Genomic DNA, 19,355 nt, shown 5'->3' with positions numbered 1-19,355 from the left:
AATTAAATGGTTGGAGGAATTCCTTATCTGACGAAACATTCTCAAAACCTGTCTGTACAAGTGAAATGCTTTTATAGAAGAGAGCCTTTTTCGCTAATCAAGGCAGTTTTTTGAAAAAAACAAATGATGAATGGCTTAATAACTAGCCTTAGATGGAGAATACAGATTCTTAGTTCCCTCGCACACGGTTTAGATAATCCTGATAGCTTTCCGTATCCATGAGCTCTTTGGCATTTTCAACGCGGGCTCTAGTTGGTGGCTTGGTTCCTTCTAGCGGATAGGGACGTCCCAATTCCCGCCATTTAAATTCGCCTAGATTATGGTAGGGAAGAACTTCGAAACGCTCGACATTGTCTAAGGTCTTAACAAATTTCCCCAGTTCAATCAAATCTTCATCACGGTCTGTTAAGTTTGGCACCAAGACATGGCGAATCCAGACTGGTTTACCAATGTCAGAGAGATAGCGAGCACATTCTAAAATGGTTTTATTGCTATGACCTGTGACAAAGCGGTGTTGGTCTGGGTTCATTTCCTTAATATCCAGCAAGACTAAGTCTGTTACTTCCATGAGTTTGGCATATTTTTCCAGATATTTTGGCGTATTGCGGAAAGTAAGAGCACAGGTATCTAAGGTTGTATGAATCCCCTTTTCTTTTGCCAAGGTAAACAAAGCAATCAAAAAGTCAATCTGAATGGTCGCTTCACCACCTGATACGGTAATGCCACCTTCTTTCCCCCAAAATCCCTTGTAGCGAATGGCTTCATTAAGCACATCTCCTGCTGTTCGCTCAGTAGCTGCTGGATTGACCAAGTCCCAAGTATCAGGATTATGGCAATACTGACAACGCATGTGGCAGCCCTGCATGAATACCACAAAGCGAATGCCCGGACCATCTACCGCTCCAAAACTCTCCGTTGAATGCACTAGACCTGTTACATTTTTGTAATCGATTGCTTCCATTTTCTCTTCCTCACTTCTTACTAGCTTTATTATACCATAAAATTAGGAAAGCGTTTGTATGAATGACTTTGAATAGGAAAATATTCCTGCTGAAGACACACTTCTCACTATTCCTTCCTACTTTCTTAAAAGCACATTCAGATTTAGGGATGTTTCTTATACTGACACAACAATCAGAAACGTTTATTTTTTACCAACATGATTCTTTATTTAGAGCATGACTGGAGTTAGGTAAGATGCGTTAATGAGCTAATAGATTCAAAGGGACTAACTATGGTTGATATAACAAAAGACTAAGCCATCGCTCAGTCTTTCTTTTCTTTTCTATCTTTCATATCCTCTTCAGCTTCAAGAGGTGTCAGTATCATTTTCAACTTGGTCACACGACCATTTTTGACCTTATCATTGATCATAACCAAGTGATAGCCGTGATTATCGACCTCATAGGCTTCTTTTTCTTCTTGACTTGGAATTGTCCCTAAACCTGTCAGATAGAAGCCTGCAATCGTATCTACATCATCGCTTTCCAACTCTGTCCCAAAATGTTCATTGAAGTCATTTAAGGTCATATTTCCTTGAACAATATAGGTGTGTTCTCCAATTTCTCGAACAAAAATCTCTGTCTTATCCGTTTCATCGTCAATTTCTCCCACGATTTCCTCAAGCAGATCTTCTAAAGTCACAATTCCTGCCACACCACCGTACTCATCAAGTAGAATAGCCATTTGATTTTGAGTATTGCGCAAAGCCTTTAATAAGTCATCCACAAAGATCGTCTCTGGTACAAAGAGTGGTTCTTGTAAAATCCGTCGGATATTTAAATTTTCAAAACCAGTGGAAAAGCCTTCCGCCAAGATACGCTTGGTATGAATCAACCCAACAACATTATCCTTATCTCCGTCATAAACTGGAATCCGCGAGAAATTCTGCTTCAAAATTTCCGCCATAATCGTTGCTGTATCGTCTTCAATATCGACCATGAAGGCATCCGTACGCGGTACCATGACTTCACGTGCCATCATTTCATCCAGTGAAAAAATCCCCTGCAACATTTCAATTTCATCTGCATCTAAAGTTTCCTCACTCTGTGTGGTTAAAATGTACTCGATTTCATCACGGGTCATCTTCTCATCAGCATCGTCAAACTCCATCGGTGTTATGCGACTGATGAGGTTGGTCGCTGCTGACAAAAGCCACACAAAGGGACTAACAAGCTTCCCTAAAAAGAGAATAATTGGCGCTGAAATGACCGCTAAATTTTCCTTCATATTCATGGCAATTCGCTTAGGATATAATTCTCCTAAGACGATTGAAATAAAGGTCAACAAGGCAAGTGCAAGCCAATAGCCAGCAGTCTGTGCTGTCGCAGAATTTCCTAACCAGCCAGCAAATACCGTCCCTAAGTCACCTGCTAGGCTCGCCCCTGACAGGATACTGATGAAGGTAATTCCGACTTGAATCGTCGATAAAAAATGATTGGGATTTTCTAGTACATGTAATAAACGAATAAATTTCTTTTCTCCCTCAGCCGCTTTTTGTTCTACACGGGAACGGTTGAGAGAAACAAGAGCCATCTCAGAAGCTGAGAAAAAGGCATTGAGTAAGGTTAATAAAAGCAATAATAAAATTTGTAAATGAATGGTCTGACTACCAGGGTCTTCCATGATGTGTGTATCTCCTATAAAAAATATAATAGTATTATTATACCACTTTTTTTACATTCTTGTCACTTAGATTCTACTAAAGTCGCTAAAATAGTGGCAATTGCTCCACTTGAAGGCACATTTCCCGAACTGTTACCAGCAATCGGTTTTGCTATTTTGCTTCCAAATCAAAAAATAGATGAAAATTGCAAGAGGCATAGAGGATAGTGAGATGAATCTGATAAGATGATAGTAAATGAAACCTATAAAGGAGAACATTCATGAAACCAAACCGATTTTGTCAATTGGCACTTGTGGGCCTACTCGTATCAACCAGCGGACTTTTCCTGACTGCTTGCTCAGCTAAGCAGACAAAGCCTGCACCTCAAACCACAACTTCCAGCAACAAGGAAACCATCAGCAGTCGGACCCAAATCCAAGATATTGCCACTAGCACTTACAACGGCATTGCCTTAATCCAATCAATAGAAAATGCAAAAGGGCACGGTACAGGGGTCTTTATCTCCCCAGATACATTGCTGACCAATCGTCATGTTGTCACTGGTCTTGCAAAAGCAGACGCAGCTGTCGTTCGAACTGTTGATCAACAGGGTAAACAGGTGGACCTCCCTATCAAAGAGTTCATTGCCCCAGAAGATGAAAGTATGGATGTTGGCATTGTCAAACTCCAAAAACCCATCACTTCCAACAAAGAACTGAGCCACCTTACCATTCAAAAAATGGCTAGTCTTGACACAACGGACAAAACAAAGGTCTCTGATTTTATCCGAGCAGTCGGCTATCCAGGTGATAAAGAGCCTGGCACCTTATGGGATAGTCAGGGAATGATTAAAGAAATTGACGGAAACTTCCTCACCTATACTGCTCCTATCGCTAGTGGGTCATCAGGTTCCCCCTTATTCAATAAAAATGGCGATATGATTGGAATAGCCAATGCCTCAACAGAGGATTTAGAAAAACCAACCTCCTTTGGTCTCTTGTTTGATAAAAGCATACGCACATTCATCGCTAAACATCAATAAGATTCCTTTCGCCGATCCTTGTGGCACATTTCTATGATATAATAGTGGAAATGAGTTGAAAACGAGGTAGTTTATGATTCTTTCAATGCGCAATCTTTCCTATCGTAGACAGGGAAAAACTATTTTAGACAACCTTTCATGGGAATATGCTAAAGGAGAGCAATGGGCTGTTCTGGGTTTAAACGGAGCTGGTAAATCGACCTTATTGCGTATTTTAACAGCTGAATTTTGGAAGAGTTCTGGTGAATTGAGCGTTCTTGATATTGAATTTGGAAAGGGTGACATTCCAAGTTTACGGACCAAGATTGGGATTGTCGGATCCTTTTTAGCCGAACGCTTTCCGACTGATCTGTACGCAGAGCAAATTGTCCTCACTGGAAAATATAAATCGTCTATTCTCTATCGTAAATATGGTGAAAAGGAATTGCAGGAAGCAAAGGATATGCTAGACAGGATTGATGCTGCTCATCTGATTGGTCGCACTTATGCTAGCTTATCTCAAGGAGAGCGCCAACTACTGCTCATTGCCCGTAGTCTCATGGAAAAACCTCAGCTGTTGATTTTAGATGAAGCAACGGTTGGTCTTGATTTACTCGCCCGTGAACGCCTACTCAAGCATATCGAACAAATTTGTCAACTTCCTGAAGCGCCAGCGATTATCTATGTGACCCATCATGCCGAAGAAATTACCCAATCCTTTACGCATGTCCTCCTACTCAAAGAAGGCAAAATTCTTGCGAAAGGTCCAAAAGAAGACATTCTAATCCCTGATATTCTGAGTCAATTTTATGACCAGCAGGTGGAGCTGATTTCACTTGGTGAAGACCGACTCTTTATCAAACCACTAATATAAGCATATGCAAACAGACAGATTTGGATTTCTCCTAAATAACGGAGCAGCACAAATCCGTCTGTTTTTTTTTGATTTCTTCCTTTTCTAGTGCTTGATTGTTGACTGTGGAGATTGTACTCATCAAAAATCAACATCTGACGTCGTTAACTCACTTTGCTTCAACAGTCCATCGGACTGTTGATATCTGAACATAGGAAGCAGAGAAGGATGTCTCCTTTTGAAGCATTCGACTGTTTTTCTGTTCCTATAAAAAATATGGAGAGGGTACAGGACACTTCAAAAGTCTGTGCAGCCATAATAGGGAGTCCAGGCATTCTCTATTTCTGCTCCTTCCTAGTGAAAACCTGTATCGTTCCTTCTTTTCCATTCTGTGATATAGTCCAATCGTTGTTTCATTCGAGCCTCGTGTCCTTCTTCAGTCGGTTGATAATAGACATGATTACTAATACTTGCAGGTCTGGTTGGCATAGTCGTCAATTTTTCATCATAGAAATGAGCCAATTGATACCCCTTCCCATAGCCGACTTCTTTCATGAGTTTGGTCGTTGCATTGCGCAAATGGAGTGGAACAGGCTCGTCAATCGTTTTTTTAATATCTTTTTGTACAGCTGTGCGTGCTTTGTAAGTCGCATTAGACTTAGGGGCCAGAGAGAGATAGATGACACATTGCGTCAAGTGCACATCACACTCTGGTAAACCAATGTAGCGACAAGCCTGAAAAACGTTAACTGCTAAATTAAGAGCACCATTATCAGCTAGACCCACATCTTCACTCGCAAATCGAAGCAGACGCCGAGCAATATAGACAGGATCCTCGCCTCCATCAATCATCCGACCTAACCAATAAATAGCCGAGTCCACATCACTATTCCTCATGGATTTGTGGAGTGCGGAAATGATATTGTAATGCTCCTCACCGTCTTTATCATAATAGGCTGTCTTTTTATCCAGCAAAGTTTCCACTAGGTCTTCTGTCACCCGAACTTTTTGATCCCTTGTTTCACTGTTGATGACCAACATTTCTAATGTATTGAGAGCTGTACGTGCATCACCATTTGAATAAATCGCAATTTGCTTGAGAATACTGTCTGAGACCTCAATGTCCCAATCGGGAAAAGCAAGTGGAGAGCGAAGCATCCGTTTTAAAAGCATCTGCAACTCTTCAGCTGTCAATTGCTTCAAAACAAAGACACGTGTCCTTGATAGTAAGGCAGAATTCACTTCAAAAGAAGGATTTTCTGTCGTCGCTCCAATTAAAATAATACTACCTTTTTCTACATAAGGTAAAAAGGCATCTTGCTGGGCCTTATTAAATCGATGAATTTCATCAATAAATACAATAGTCCTCTCACCAAGCTGGCGATATTCTTCAGCTTCATTCATGATAACTCGAATTTCCTTAATTCCATTCATGACAGCACTAAAGGTAACAAAACGAGAGCGTGTTGTCTTTGCAATGATTTCAGCCAACGTCGTCTTTCCAACACCCGGTGGTCCCCAGAAAATCATGGAAGAAATTTGGTCTTTATCAATCATCTCTCGTAGAAATTTCCCCTCCCCAACTAAGTGCCCTTGACCAACAAATTCGTCTAAAGTCTTAGGACGGACTCGGCTTGCTAGTGGGGCACTCTGATTCATCTCCTCTTCAAATAAACTGGCTTGTCCCATTTACTGCTCCTATCGCCCAATCACCAAACGTCTTGTATAAACTGCTTGTCCTGAGTGCATTACTGCATCGTCAACAGTTGATACCAAACGCACACCACGTGTCACCACAGGCTCCCAAGACTCGTCAATAACATCATCTAGAGACTGCTCCTCTAATTCCTCGATATAGTGCTTGCCAAAAGCGATTGCTTCTTGCAAATACTCTATGAGAAACAGTTTATCTGCTACCTGTACTTTTTGCGCTTCTTCCACCGTATGAATCCAGTCCTGCGTATCGCTCGGTAAATCGAAACCGAATCGCTTCTCCCAGTCATTACATTGATATAAGGGAGTTACCTTCGCCAAATCTGCAATCTGAAAATCCACAGTTCTTGCCGTATGCCAGATGAGCCAAGTTACAGATTTTAGCAAGGGATTTGGCATCGTATTAGCTTCCTCAATGCTCATCATATCCAATGTTTCTAAAAAGCGCTCCTCGGCACGTTCCAATGTTTGAATCAATAAATCTTTTGTTTGCATCGCTCTCTCCTTATCGTTTGAATACCTGATTTGCTTGTGCTTCTAAATTCTTCAAAATTCGTTCTAAGTATCCTTCTACTGCCTCGATTTCTTTTTCTGAAAATCCACGGTAAAAAACATCGCTCAGCTGTTGACTGATCGCTTCCCCAACAGACTTCTGACTAGCACCAAGCGGAGTTAAATCTACCATTCTCTTACGCTTGTCCTCTGTCGAAACCTGACTAACAAGAAGACCTTTTTCTTCCAGACGTTTCAACATCAGAGACAAACTACTATTGGCTAACCCTGTCACTTGTGACAAATCTGTCGCTGTTTGAGGCGATCTATCCCAAAGGGCTGATAAAATTTTTCCCTGCTCTGCGTTATACAAAGCTCGCTCATCCATGGATAGATAACGATTAAAGAGCCTACCGTTTAAAAGACGAATCTTGAGGGTCAAATACCCACCCTTTTTACTTTTCATAACCAACTCCCTTTTGTTTTTATATAAAACAAATACACCTTATATATTACTATATAAAAACAATTTTGGCAAGAAAAAAACTGAGCAAAACAGCCACTATGGCTGGTGCCCAGTCTTTTCTTATCCCTTCCTAGCGTAATTCACCATATCATACGGCAAGGTATTCACGGTTTCCTTGAGGGAATAGTTTTCTAAATTATTGACATTCTGTCGCAAACGCTTAGCGTAACTAGGCGAAATCAGTCCCTGATCTTCGTATTCAAAGATGATTTTACGCTCCAGGTAATAGCCACGTAGCATTTCAACAATATTGGTCGGTTTCATCCGAGTAATAACCCGTTCAATAAAGGCTCCACTACCAATAATCGCTGTTTCACGCAAGCGAGAATCCTGTAAGAAATTAATCAGCGAATTTTTATAAATCCCCTTCAAATGCTCCAAACTCTCAACAATCACCTCCGTATTGGCAAGATAGAGCTCTGCAATACTCTCGATTTCTTCCTTGGTCAAATGGCGTTTTTCCTTTTTCCGCCAAGAACGCAATCTAGCACCCAATGTCACAATTTCATGGAGAATAAGACGAGAAACACGCCAAAAAACAATCCAAAAATAGGTAAAACGAGAAGCAAAATTTCGGTTAATTCGCTGTTCCATTCCTAAAAGATAACGCTGATAAAGGTGATAGGACCGATCATCAATCTTTCCTTCTTCATAGGCCTGCTCAAGACCATCATTTTCAATACTCAGAATCAAGAGTTGAAGACTTGCCAGATCCTTTCGAACAGTCTTATCTTCCCGCTCTAAAATCAGGTTTTCGATACGACCATGATAATTATCAATCGCTGCATAGAGTGGTCCTTTAATCTTGGTATGTGCCAAATCCGCTTCTAATTCCGTCACTACGTCATTTAAAATTGCGATGTGCATCAGATATTCCAGCGTTTCTTCCTTATTTTCAGATAGACGTGGCAATACGACCAAGCCCGTTAAGAAACTGAGTAAGGTAACGCCTGCAACAAGAAAGAGTAAGAGAGGATATTCTCGTTCTAAGCTTGCTGGAATTAACAAAATCGTTGCAATGGAAACCGTTCCCTTAACTCCTGAAAATGTCAGCAATAGACTATCTTTCAAGGCATAGGTCATCTTTTTCTTTGCGCGCTTCATCCGATAGGCATAAAAACCATAAATCATGAGAAAACGGATGCTAAACAACAAGAAGGTGAGAACAAAAATAGTCATCATTAAAAAGAGATTATCATAAATCGGACTGCTCAAAATCGGCTCTAAAATCATCTGCAATTCGATTCCTAAAATGATAAAGACCGAACCATTTAACATAAAGGTAACAGTTCCCCAAACCGTATCGGTTACTGTATCAACCTGGGCTTCCAATAAGGTAATATTTTTAAACCGACTAGCCTTAAAAATCCCTGCAACAACGACCGCAATAATCCCTGAAACATGAACTTCTTCAGCTAGAAAAAAAGTGAGTAAGGGTAGACTTAATTCCAGTAATAATTGACTCGCAATATCAGACGCTCGAGCATGTAGCAATAGACGATGCAATCGATAATTGAAAAAGGCCGTTATCGCTCCAATCGCAAAACCACCTACAATGGAAATGAGGAGAGATACACTAGCTTTTTCTAGTGAAAATTCACCTGTAACCCAGGCTGCAACCGCCACTTGAAAAGCAACCAATCCACTCGCATCATTCAGCAAGCCTTCTCCCTTTAAGATGCTCTCGACACGCTTTGGAAATGTAAAACGATCCGATAGAGAAGAAAAGGCTACTAAATCTGTAGGACCAAGGGCTGCTCCTGCCGCCAAACAAGCGGCTAACGGAAGACTAGCCCAAAGAAAATTCGCCATATAACCTAGGCTAAGAGTTGAAATGAAAATGACTGGGAAAATGAGATACAGCACAATTTTCCAGTGCTTCAAAATGCTTGTGACATCACTTTCTTCTGCTTCACGAAAAAGAAGCGGCCCGATGACCAAAGCGAGAAAGAATTCCGTGTCAAGATGAAACTTTCCTTGTGGTATACACAGACCTAACAAGACTCCGGCAACAATCTGTAACAATGGTAACGGCAAACGTGGAAACAATTTATTAGCTGCATTTGACGCAATCAAAACCAGCAAAAATACAATTAAATAAAGGAGTATTGTCATCCACTACCCTCCTTATTGTTCCTTACAACATTGTTCAAATAAGAGTTTTTGTTCAGAGATTTTTTCATCAATTTTGGAAACATCTCGGTGCTCGATTTGTTTTTGGCACCGTTCCATTTCAAGACTGACCAATTTCTGTTTAATTTTGACCATTTTTTTGCTTAAATGTGCATCATCAAATTTTTTTGCAAGCTGCTCACCAGCATCTGATTCTAGATACTTACTTCGCAGTGTGTCTAATTTTTCCTGTAAATATTTTTTATCCATGATTGTATTCCTTTAATTTTTCAAGCATGAGTAAGAAAGGTGGGTGATTGATCTGGTTGAGGGTTTGATAAATCGTCACGGTAAATTCTCGTTGTGGTAGCTGAGACACAAAATCAAGCACTGCATCTCGCTCACAAACACCTCCCTCATGTCCATAATAGACCATCATCGCAATTCGACCTCCTAATACCAAGCGTTGACATAATTTTTCAAGTGCGAGAATAGTCGTATTGGGCTGTGTGATAATCGATTTGTCTGCACTTGGCAGATAACCCAGATTAAAAATCCCTGCTTTTACCTCTTCTACATAGACATCCAGTTGTTCATGACCTGCTAAAATCAGCTCAGCATTGGTCAGACCAGCCTTTTCCAGACGCACACGAGTCTGCTCAATCGCCTGTTCTTGGATATCAAATGCAAACACTTTTTTGGCTCTCTCAGCTAAAAAAAGAGTGTCATGCCCATTGCCCATGGTCGCATCCACCACGATATCTTCCTTGGTAATGACTTCTGCTAAAAACTGATGGGCCATTTCTAATGGTCTTAACATATAAATTTCTGCTCCTTTGCTTTACAGCCTTGGACACTCCCACGGCGACGCATCTCGGTTTCAATGGCATTCAGCACTTCCCACTTATTGAGACTCCACATTGGTCCAATCAGCATATCGCGTGGTGCATCTCCTGTAATCCGATGAATGACGATATGTTTGGGGATAATTTCCAACTGGTCACAAATAATGTTCACATATCCTTCTTGACTCAATAATTGCAGCCGCCCCTCATGATAATCTCGCTGCATACGGGTATTGGTCATCAAATGAAGCAAGTGTAATTTAATCCCTTGAATATCATTATCCGTTACGCAACGGCGAACATTTTCAAGCATCATCTCGTGTGTCTCGCCGGGTAAACCATTAATCAAATGAGAGACAATTTCAATCTTAGGAAATTTACGCAATCGTTTCACAGTTTCAACATAGAGTTCATACGAGTGAGCCCGGTTAATCAAATCAGATGTTTTTTCAAAGGTTGTCTGAAGCCCCAACTCCACTGTCACATGCATTTTCTCTGACAATTCTGCCAGATAGGCAATCGTTTCATCTGGTAGACAGTCTGGTCGCGTTCCAATATTGATGCCCACTACTCCTGGCTCATTGATGGCTTGCTCGTACCGCTCCCGAATAATCTCAACCTTTTCATGCGTATTGGTAAAATTTTGAAAATAGACCAAATATTTCCGAACATCTGGCCATTTGCGGTGCATAAAATCAATTTCCTTATAAAATTGTTCACGGATAGGCGCATCAGGTGCCACAATCGCGTCTCCCGATCCCGATACCGTACAAAATGTACAACCGCCTTTTGCCACTGTTCCGTCACGATTCGGACAGTCAAATCCCGCATCAATCGGCACTTTAAAGGTCTTTTCGCCAAACAAAGTCCGATAATAATCATTCAAAGCATTGTAAGATTTCATTCTCTTATTCTACCACATTTCAAGAATGGGAGTAGCAAAAAAATAGAAAAATTGATCTTTCTGTTTACTTTTTTCAAGCAGTTGCGAATAAATAGGTATGAAGATTATTTTATTATTTTTTTTAGGAGCTTCTCTTGGCTCATTTCTCGGTGTCGTTATTGACCGTTTTCCTGACGAGTCAATCCTCTTTCCAGCTAGTCACTGCAATCATTGCAAACAGCCATTAAAATGGTGGGATATGATTCCAATTCTCTCGCAACTTGTCATGCGCTCTAAATGTCGTTATTGCCAGACAAAAATCCCTTACTGGTATCTAGGCTTAGAGACTATTTCGGCTGGACTCATTCTCCTCTTAGCTTTTGATGTTATCTCCGTTCTACAATGCGCACTGCTGTTTGCTGGACTCGTACTGACTATTTATGATATTAAACACCAAGAATATCCACTCATGATTTGGCTATTCTTTACTTTCCTAGCCCTCTTGTTATCGAGTCTGAATTGGGTCTTTTGTGGCTTAATCGCCCTTGCCCTACTTGCTGAAAAATACAATCTCAATATCGGTTCAGGCGATTTTTTCTACCTAGCTAGCCTTTCTCTCCTCTTTTCCTTCACCGAAATTCTCTGGATTGTCCAGTTAGCAAGTGTCTTTGGACTATTGATTTTCAAACTATTTCAACCCAAGTCCCTTCCCTTTGTGCCCTGCCTCTTTCTAGCGAGCCTGATTTTGCAGTGCTTCTAGTCTTTCTAATACTCGTTTAACTTCAAAAATAACTATTTTGTTTATAGCTATTTATTCTTTTACTATAAAATGGCGCAAGTTGAGCGAGTCAAATAAGATACTTTTCAGTTAATGAGATGAGCAATAATAAACAGTAGACAGTTTATATCCGAAGTATTTAAGAAAGTCGCAAAAAACATTACCTTTACTGTTCATGGAGTATAAATCTGTCAACTCAAGCCATAAAGCAAACTACGAAAAACACTTCTATCGAAACTAGTACGCTGCTAGAAATAGAAGTGTTTTCTTTTTGTATCATTTTGTAGATTGACGATGAACATACCGTTTCATCAAACGTGGAATTTCCTGACTAATAGCCGTTGGAAGGGTGACATAGGCAGTCTTACTGAGCTCCGCTGCAATGGCAGAATGAAGATACACCGCAGCCTCAACTCGCTCACGGAGCGAAACCTGCGGAAATTGACCCGCAAAACCAGCAATCATTCCAGCCAAGGTATCTCCCATACCCCCTGTTGCTTGGTGCGGTCCACCAATCAACAAGCGAGCAACATCTTCTTGCCCCTTTTGATAAACCGTTGTTTCTTGGCTCTTTTGTACCAAGATGACATCTGATGGAAATCTTTCCAAAGCTCCAAGATTAGCACGGTCATTTTGCTTCCCAATCGCTAGGCCACTCAATACTTCCCATTCTTTCTGGTGAGGCGTTACAATACAGCCAGCCGGCAGAGCAGTCATTCCTTGCTGCTTGACAAACTGAATAGCCCCTCCGTCTAGGATGAGAATTTGCCCAGGGCTAACCCTCTTCATAAGCAACTCAAAACAAGCCTGTTCCCGATTTCCCAAGGCAAGGCCTGGGCCTATGAGAATAACATCTGCTTTCTTGATTTGGCTGCACAGCAAGTCCTCATCTTGGAAATCCATTCCCATAGCTTCTGGTAAAGAGGCATGAAGTGCTGGCAGATGCGCTCTTTCTGTCGCCACTGTCACAAGACCTGCACCACTGGAAACTGCCGCACGAGCCGCCATGAATATGGCCCCACCATAGGGATAGGTCCCACCGATTAGCAGCACTCGCCCGTAGTCTCCCTTGTGACTGTTTGGCTGCCGTGGCTGAATCACTCGCCTAAGAAGGCTATCATCTAAAATTCTGACCATGGATTTTCACCTTATTTGTTCAAGCTCCGTTGAAAGGCATCGAAAGTCTGCTCCATTAGCATGGTAATGGTCATGGGACCAACTCCACCAGGCACAGGTGTGATGTAGCTGGCGAGCTCTTTGACCTCATCATAGGCTACATCGCCAATCAATTTGCCATTTTCATCACGGTTCATACCGACATCAATGACCACCGCCCCTTCTTTGACAAAGTCCTTGGTCACAAAATGCCCACGGCCAATTGCTACAACTAAGATATCTGCTTCACGTGCTAGTTGATCTAGGTTTTCAGTCCGTGAATGGGCAATGGTCACTGTCGCATGGGCATCTAAAAGGAGTTGGGCCATGGGTTTTCCAACGATATTGCTCCGACCAATCACGACCGCTTTCTTCCCTTCAAGCGTAATCCCATACTCGCGGAACATCTCCATGATCCCTGCTGGCGTTGAGGGAATCATGACGGGATGGCCGCTCCAGAGCTTGCCCATATTGGTCGGATGAAAACCATCCACATCTTTTTGAGGGTCAATCGCAAGTAAAACTGCCTCTTCATCTATATGGGCTGGCAAGGGCAACTGCACCAAAATCCCATGCCAAGCATCGTCTTGATTGTAGTGCTCAATCAGACCCAGCAGCTCTGCTTGGGTAATCGTATCAGGAACTCGCACAACTTCACTGCGAAAACCAGCCGCTAGGGCTGAACGCTCCTTATTTCTCACGTAAACTTGGCTGGCAGGATTTTCACCCACTAAAATCACAACCAAGCCTGGTTCTAATCCTGTTTTTTCCTTCAAAAAAGCTGTTTTTTCTGCCAAACGCCCCTGTAACTTCGCCGCAAGTGCCTTCCCATCAATGACTACCATTTCTCATCTCCTTTTCTTTTTTCCTATTATATCAAAAAATGAAAGCAGGCTCTAGCAGTTCTTGGCTAGATAGCCTTATAGTTTCTATCTATATCAAGTATTCTCTATCAGAATGGATACTCGCCAACATGCAACATCTGACATCGTTAGCTCACCTTGCTTTAACAGTCCAGCGGACTGTTGAAGGTTGGAAATGGGAACAGGACAAACCAGCCTCAGCTACCCTCTAGTTCTACCGGCGTTTTTTAGAACACAAGCTACGCTAGTTTTAACGATCGCCTTCTACAATTCTCAATTGTGGAACCTAGTCAGATGTTGATGTTCATTGAGTATGACACTAAAAGCTGAGCAAGTGCCCAGCTTGAAACTTCGTGCTTAAAAATCGGAATACTATAACACCTTAGACAAGAAATTCTTTGTCCGATATTCTTTGGTTTCTTCAAAGATTTGCTGGGGTGTGCCGTCTTCTACGACAATGCCGCCATCCATAAAGATAACACGGTCTGCCACTTCTCTGGCAAAGCCCATTTCATGGGTGACAATCACCATGGTCATCCCAGATTTTGCCAACTCTTGCATCACGCTTAAAACCTCTCCGACCATCTCAGGGTCAAGGGCTGACGTTGGCTCGTCAAATAACAGGACATCAGGATCCATCGCTAGACCACGGGCAATCGCAATCCGCTGCTGCTGACCGCCTGATAAGCTCTGAGGGTAGGCATGAGCCTTATCGGGCAAGCCAACTTTTTCGAGCAAATCATAGGCAATTTTTTCAGCCTCACTCTTTGCCAATCCCTTGGTCTTTATCGGTGACAGAGTAATATTGTCTAACACCGACATATTCGGAAACAGATTGAACTGCTGAAAGACCATGCCCATTTTTTCTCTCATCTTAAAAATATCATTTGACTTATCCGTGATATCAACCCCCTCAAAGGTCACCGTCCCCTTGGTTGGCACTTCAAGCAGATTCATAGTTCGCAAGAAAGTTGATTTCCCACTGCCAGACGGCCCAATAATCACAACGACCTGTCCCTTCTCAATGTCCAAATCAATCCCTTTTAGCACTTCATGTTTTCCAAATGATTTATGCAGATTTTTGATGGAAATAATTGGCTCACGCATGAGTTTGCCCTCCTTTGTTTAACTGTTTCTCAAATGCTTGAATGGCTAAGGTCAAAACGCTCGTCATGACCAGATAATAAGCAGCCGCAAACAAGAGCGGTGTCAGGGTCAAATAGGTCGTTGCCGCAACGGTTGTCGCACCATTCCACAGCTCCATCACACCGATGGTAGATAAGAGTGAGCTATCTTTTAAAATGGTCACAAATTCATTCCCCAAAGCTGGTAAAATATTCTTAATAGCCTGTGGCATAATGACGGATTTCATGGCTTCAAAAGGACGAATTCCTAATGAATAAGCTGCTTCTAACTGCCCTTTTGGAACGGCGTTAATCCCAGCCCGTACCGTCTCTGACACATAGGCACCACTATTCATAGAAATGACAATAATCCCTGGCAACAAGCGTGACAAATCAACAGATAAAATTCCCAATTCAAAAGTCGGTGCCGTTATGTTCATCACCGCAAAAGAAATCATGATTTGTACCACCATAGGAGTTCCACGGAAAATCCAGACATAGAGATTGGCCAACCAAGCCAAGGGGCGAAATTTGCTCCGCTGAGCAAAGGCCAATAAAATTCCTATGATACTCCCAAAGAATACGACCAAAGCTGCAATCAAGAGTGTGACAAGCGCTCCATAGTTAAAATAAGCCCAATACTTGGGAAGAAATGAAAAATCCATTTAATTACCTCTTTTCAAACTATCTGTCACCTATTATACCTCTTTTTGAATAAAAATTCAACACCTTTGTTTAAATATTCAATTCGATAAAAAAAGCACCGTAGTGCTTTTCCTGATTAACATTAGTACAATAATTCGTAAATTTCCATCGCAATCAAGTCAATGCTATCAAACGTATAGCTTTCACGCGCTACCACATCACGAAGAGTAAAGACTGAACCATTTTCTTCATCAAAGCTGTAAGCAACCTCTGCAACCACGACACCATCACGCTCAAAATTCCGTTTTAGCGTGCCACCGTCCGTCGCCATTGCTTCTAGACGATTAATAATTCTTACTAAATGTGATTCCATATCACTTCTCCTATTTCTAAGTATCTTAATTACAGGAGTATTTTACCATATTTTCGCTAAAAAGTCTTGCTTCATCCATTTTTATTCTGATTTTCCTACAAATTCCGTCCCATTTAGGTAGCAGATTCTTGCAATTTAGCCAAATCTTGATATAATTAACGTATATCTGACCTTTATTGACTATTTGTTTTTTGACGGCAAGAAAGTCTATTTTCCTGTATCAATTTCAAGAGCTCTAAAGGCAGAATTTCTCACAGAAAAGAGGTTTGCCCATGCTTTGTCATAACTGTAATATTAATGATGCAACCATTCATCTTTATACAAATCTAAATGGAAAACAACAACAAGTGGATCTCTGCCACAACTGTTACCAAATCATGAAAACTGATCCAAATAATGCCATTTTAAAAGGCTTAGGCGATTTAACAAATCCAAATAATATGGATCCCTTTAGCGAATTCTTCAATAATATCGGAGGCATTCCTGGACACACACCAGCTGGAAAGAGCCGCAATCAAACACCGCCAACCCAAGCAGGCGGTGGCAATCGTGGCAACAGCGGTGGATCAACTCCGCCAAAACAACCAAACGGCCTCCTAGAAGAATTTGGGATCAATGTCACTGAAATTGCTCGCCGTGGGGATATTGACCCCGTTATCGGTCGAGATGAAGAGATCAAGCGTGTCATTGAAATTCTTAACCGTAGGACCAAGAATAACCCTGTCCTAATCGGAGAACCTGGAGTCGGAAAAACAGCCGTTGTTGAAGGTCTAGCTCAAAAAATCGTTGACGGAGATGTCCCACAAAAACTCCAAGGACGAGAAGTCATTCGACTCGATGTGGTTAGCCTCGTTCAAGGAACGGGTATCCGTGGGCAATTTGAAGAACGCATGCAAAAGCTCATGGAAGAAATCCGCAACCGTAAGGAAATCATTCTCTTTATCGATGAAATCCATGAAATCGTCGGTGCTGGTTCTGCCGGTGACGGTAACATGGATGCTGGAAATATCCTAAAACCTGCCCTTGCTCGTGGAGAAATGCAGCTAGTCGGCGCAACAACGCTCAACGAATACCGCATTATCGAAAAAGATGCCGCTTTGGAACGTCGTATGCAGCCTGTTAAGGTTGATGAGCCAAGTGTGGACGAGACCATTACCATTCTAAAAGGGATCCAAAGCAAGTACCAAGACTATCATCATGTTAAATACACCGATGAAGCTATTGAAGCGGCTGCCATTTTGTCCAACCGCTACATTCAAGACCGCTTCTTGCCTGATAAAGCTATTGACTTACTCGATGAGGCAGGTTCAAAGATGAACTTGACGCTGAATTTCGTTGATCCAAAAGAAATTGATCAGCGCTTGATTGATGCTGAAAATCGCAAGGCCCAGGCCACCCGTGATGAGGATTTTGAAAAGGCCGCCTACTTCCGCGACCAGATTGCCAAATACAAAGAGATGCAAAAAGCGACAATCAGCGAGGAAGATATCCCTGTCATTACCGAAAAAGAAATCGAAGCCATCATTGAGCAAAAAACCAATATTCCAGTCGGTGATTTGAAAGAAAAAGAACAGTCGCAATTAGTCAATCTTGCAAATGACCTCAAGGCACACGTTATCGGTCAAGACGATGCCGTTGATAAAATTGCCAAAGCTATTCGCCGCAATCGGGTAGGACTCGGTGCACCAAACCGTCCAATTGGAAGTTTCCTTTTCGTTGGACCAACAGGGGTCGGAAAAACCGAGCTATCCAAACAACTCGCCATCGAACTCTTTGGTTCTGCCGATAGTATGATTCGCTTTGACATGTCCGAATACATGGAAAAACACGCTGTCGCAAAATTGGTCGGGGCTCCTCCAGGCTATGTCGGCTACGAAGAAGCAGGACAATTAACCGAAAAAGTCCGTCGCAATCCTTACTCGCTCATTCTTCTTGATGAGATTGAAAAAGCCCACCCTGATGTCATGCACATGTTCCTTCAAGTCCTTGACGACGGTCGCTTGACAGATGGCCAAGGCCGCACAGTTAGCTTCAAGGATACCATCATCATCATGACCTCCAATGCCGGAACAGGTAAGGTCGAAGCAAGTGTTGGCTTTGGTGCTGCGATGGAAGGTCGTACCCAGTCTGTTCTCGGTCAATTGAGCAATTTCTTTAGCCCAGAATTTATGAACCGCTTTGACGGCATTATTGAATTCCATGCCCTTAGCAAGGAAAATCTCCTTCATATCGTGGATCTCATGCTCCTTGATGTTAATCAGCGCCTAGCAACAACTGGACTCACACTCCATGTGACCGACAAGGTCAAGGAAAAATTGGTGGACTTGGGCTACGATCCAAAAATGGGAGCCCGTCCGCTTCGTAGAACCATTCAAGAACACATCGAAGATGCACTGACCGACTTCTACTTGGAACATCCAGAAGAAAAGAATTTACGAGCAGTCCTTACTAGCAAGGGGGATATTGCCATAAAGGCAAAATCCTAACCCATTTGACTTAAAAATATGCTATAATGATAGAAAATCATCGTAGGGGATATACCATGACACATGCAGTATTCGGAAAAAAAGAAACAGGAGTAACCTACCAGAATCGCTACGGCGTCTATGCGGTCATTCCTGATGAATCCAAAGAGAAGATTATTCTTGTTCAAGCGCCTAACGGCGCTTGGTTCCTCCCGGGGGGCGAGATTGAAGCAGGGGAGAATCACTTGACTGCCCTTGCGCGTGAATTGGTGGAAGAGCTGGGCTTTACAGCAGAGATTGGCGACTATTATGGGCAGGCAGATGAGTACTTCTACTCACGCCACCGAGATACCTACTATTACAATCCTGCCTACATCTACGAAGTGACCAGCTACCAAGAACTTGGACAGCCACTAGAAGACTTTAACCACCTCGCTTGGTTTGATATTGAGACTGCCATTGAAAAGCTCAAACGTGGTAGCCACAAATGGGGCATCGAGCAATGGAAATTAGCCCAAAAAGACAAATAAGGCTAGTCAAATCCCACTAAGAGTGCTATAATAAATGCAAAGAATGATTGGAGGTCACGCATGAAGATCATCAATACAACAAACAGTCAGGCACAACTTGTGCAGAATCAATTAGCTAATACAGACGCCTTTCTGGTAGAGACCTACTCTGCTGGAAATACAGACGTGATTTTTACCCAAGCTCCATTTCACTACGAACTCTTAATTAGCAATAAATACCGTGCAATTCAAATGTCCGAACTCGATCAGATTCGTGACTTCTTCCTCAAGCGCAAAATTGACGCTTCAATGATAAACCAAGCAGCCATCCAAACCATTCATACTGAGCGCTTGGTAGAGATGTCTATTCCGATTGTGAAATAAACAAAATCC

The 19,355-nt window shown here is 42.1% G+C and carries 20 protein-coding genes; 6 read left to right on the top strand and 14 right to left on the bottom strand.

Annotated features, from left to right (window positions below; genetic code table 11):
- Nucleotides 1–169 precede the first annotated feature (169 nt).
- The gene (gene pflA, locus A4H00_RS06560; protein ID WP_067088377.1) at nucleotides 170–961 is read right to left on the bottom strand and encodes a pyruvate formate-lyase-activating protein; all 792 of its coding nucleotides are present in this window, start codon (nucleotides 959–961) and stop codon (nucleotides 170–172) included.
- Between the two features lie 305 nt (nucleotides 962–1,266).
- Complete coding sequence (locus tag A4H00_RS06555) at nucleotides 1,267–2,625, bottom strand: hemolysin family protein (RefSeq protein WP_067088375.1); 1,359 nt, start codon at nucleotides 2,623–2,625, stop codon at nucleotides 1,267–1,269.
- A 260-nt stretch (nucleotides 2,626–2,885) separates the two neighbouring features.
- Here A4H00_RS06555 and A4H00_RS06550 point away from each other — a divergent pair, with 260 nt between their 5' ends.
- Both A4H00_RS06550 and A4H00_RS06545 read left to right on the top strand, forming a co-directional pair.
- Nucleotides 2,886–3,647 (top strand): S1 family peptidase, encoded by a 762-nt coding sequence (locus tag A4H00_RS06550; protein ID WP_067088373.1) that lies wholly within the window; start codon nucleotides 2,886–2,888, stop codon nucleotides 3,645–3,647.
- Between the two features lie 73 nt (nucleotides 3,648–3,720).
- On the top strand, nucleotides 3,721–4,500 hold the full coding sequence (locus tag A4H00_RS06545) for an ABC transporter ATP-binding protein (protein WP_067088371.1): 780 nt from the start codon (nucleotides 3,721–3,723) through the stop codon (nucleotides 4,498–4,500).
- A 333-nt stretch (nucleotides 4,501–4,833) separates the two neighbouring features.
- On the opposite strand, the gene A4H00_RS06540 is transcribed toward A4H00_RS06545, so the two are convergent.
- The 7 genes from A4H00_RS06540 to mnmL all read right to left on the bottom strand — a co-directional run bounded on the left by A4H00_RS06540 (nucleotide 4,834) and on the right by mnmL (nucleotide 11,071).
- The gene (locus tag A4H00_RS06540; protein WP_067088369.1) at nucleotides 4,834–6,168 is read right to left on the bottom strand and encodes a replication-associated recombination protein A; all 1,335 of its coding nucleotides are present in this window, start codon (nucleotides 6,166–6,168) and stop codon (nucleotides 4,834–4,836) included.
- A 9-nt stretch (nucleotides 6,169–6,177) separates the two neighbouring features.
- Nucleotides 6,178–6,687: a mycothiol transferase gene (locus A4H00_RS06535; RefSeq protein ID WP_067088367.1), complete on the bottom strand. Its 510-nt coding sequence runs from the start codon at nucleotides 6,685–6,687 to the stop codon at nucleotides 6,178–6,180.
- 10 nt (nucleotides 6,688–6,697) lie between these two features.
- On the bottom strand, nucleotides 6,698–7,150 hold the full coding sequence (locus A4H00_RS06530; RefSeq protein WP_067088365.1) for a MarR family winged helix-turn-helix transcriptional regulator: 453 nt from the start codon (nucleotides 7,148–7,150) through the stop codon (nucleotides 6,698–6,700).
- Between the two features lie 120 nt (nucleotides 7,151–7,270).
- Nucleotides 7,271–9,325, bottom strand: coding sequence for a cation:proton antiporter (locus A4H00_RS06525; protein WP_067088364.1), 2,055 nt, complete (start codon nucleotides 9,323–9,325; stop codon nucleotides 7,271–7,273).
- A gap of 12 nt (nucleotides 9,326–9,337) precedes the next feature.
- Nucleotides 9,338–9,592 carry a hypothetical protein gene (locus A4H00_RS06520; protein ID WP_067088361.1) on the bottom strand — a complete coding sequence of 85 codons (255 nt, stop codon included), beginning with the start codon at nucleotides 9,590–9,592 and terminating at the stop codon, nucleotides 9,338–9,340.
- Nucleotides 9,585–10,142: a tRNA 5-(aminomethyl)-2-thiouridylate-methyltransferase MnmM gene (gene mnmM, locus A4H00_RS06515; RefSeq protein ID WP_067088359.1), complete on the bottom strand. Its 558-nt coding sequence runs from the start codon at nucleotides 10,140–10,142 to the stop codon at nucleotides 9,585–9,587. The genes A4H00_RS06520 and mnmM overlap by 8 nt, the downstream gene beginning before the upstream one ends.
- Nucleotides 10,136–11,071, bottom strand: coding sequence for a tRNA modification radical SAM protein MnmL/YtqA (gene mnmL, locus A4H00_RS06510; protein ID WP_067088357.1), 936 nt, complete (start codon nucleotides 11,069–11,071; stop codon nucleotides 10,136–10,138). Before mnmL ends, mnmM begins: the two co-directional genes overlap by 7 nt.
- Before the next feature lie 97 nt (nucleotides 11,072–11,168).
- Here mnmL and A4H00_RS06505 point away from each other — a divergent pair, with 97 nt between their 5' ends.
- On the top strand, nucleotides 11,169–11,810 hold the full coding sequence (locus A4H00_RS06505) for a prepilin peptidase (protein WP_067088355.1): 642 nt from the start codon (nucleotides 11,169–11,171) through the stop codon (nucleotides 11,808–11,810).
- Between the two features lie 294 nt (nucleotides 11,811–12,104).
- Here the strand turns inward: A4H00_RS06505 and A4H00_RS06500 are convergent, their stop codons facing one another.
- The 5 genes from A4H00_RS06500 to A4H00_RS06480 form a co-directional block, all read right to left on the bottom strand.
- A complete protein-coding gene (locus tag A4H00_RS06500) occupies nucleotides 12,105–12,965 on the bottom strand; it encodes an NAD(P)H-hydrate dehydratase (protein WP_067088353.1) in 861 nt (286 codons plus the stop codon).
- An 11-nt stretch (nucleotides 12,966–12,976) separates the two neighbouring features.
- Nucleotides 12,977–13,828, bottom strand: a complete 852-nt coding sequence (locus A4H00_RS06495) for a bifunctional methylenetetrahydrofolate dehydrogenase/methenyltetrahydrofolate cyclohydrolase (RefSeq protein WP_067088351.1) — start codon at nucleotides 13,826–13,828, stop codon at nucleotides 12,977–12,979.
- Between the two features lie 390 nt (nucleotides 13,829–14,218).
- A complete protein-coding gene (locus tag A4H00_RS06490; protein WP_067088350.1) occupies nucleotides 14,219–14,953 on the bottom strand; it encodes an amino acid ABC transporter ATP-binding protein in 735 nt (244 codons plus the stop codon).
- A complete protein-coding gene (locus tag A4H00_RS06485; protein ID WP_067088348.1) occupies nucleotides 14,946–15,635 on the bottom strand; it encodes an amino acid ABC transporter permease in 690 nt (229 codons plus the stop codon). Before A4H00_RS06485 ends, A4H00_RS06490 begins: the two co-directional genes overlap by 8 nt.
- Before the next feature lie 122 nt (nucleotides 15,636–15,757).
- Complete coding sequence (locus A4H00_RS06480) at nucleotides 15,758–15,988, bottom strand: DUF1797 family protein (protein ID WP_067088346.1); 231 nt, start codon at nucleotides 15,986–15,988, stop codon at nucleotides 15,758–15,760.
- A 272-nt stretch (nucleotides 15,989–16,260) separates the two neighbouring features.
- Here A4H00_RS06480 and A4H00_RS06475 point away from each other — a divergent pair, with 272 nt between their 5' ends.
- Genes A4H00_RS06475 through A4H00_RS06465 form a run of 3 tightly spaced genes read left to right on the top strand, consistent with a single transcriptional unit; the run spans nucleotide 16,261 to nucleotide 19,346 of the window.
- A complete protein-coding gene (locus A4H00_RS06475; protein ID WP_067088344.1) occupies nucleotides 16,261–18,474 on the top strand; it encodes an ATP-dependent Clp protease ATP-binding subunit in 2,214 nt (737 codons plus the stop codon).
- A 56-nt stretch (nucleotides 18,475–18,530) separates the two neighbouring features.
- Nucleotides 18,531–18,983 (top strand): NUDIX hydrolase, encoded by a 453-nt coding sequence (locus A4H00_RS06470; protein WP_067088342.1) that lies wholly within the window; start codon nucleotides 18,531–18,533, stop codon nucleotides 18,981–18,983.
- 60 nt (nucleotides 18,984–19,043) lie between these two features.
- Complete coding sequence (locus A4H00_RS06465; RefSeq protein WP_067088340.1) at nucleotides 19,044–19,346, top strand: DUF1827 family protein; 303 nt, start codon at nucleotides 19,044–19,046, stop codon at nucleotides 19,344–19,346.
- The last annotated feature ends 9 nt before the right edge of the window (nucleotides 19,347–19,355 follow it).

This window comes from Streptococcus marmotae, from assembly GCF_001623565.1.
Taxonomy (GTDB): domain Bacteria; phylum Bacillota; class Bacilli; order Lactobacillales; family Streptococcaceae; genus Streptococcus; species Streptococcus marmotae.
Note: the sequence above shows the minus strand (reverse complement) of the source record. Positions and strands in the feature narration are given on the sequence as shown.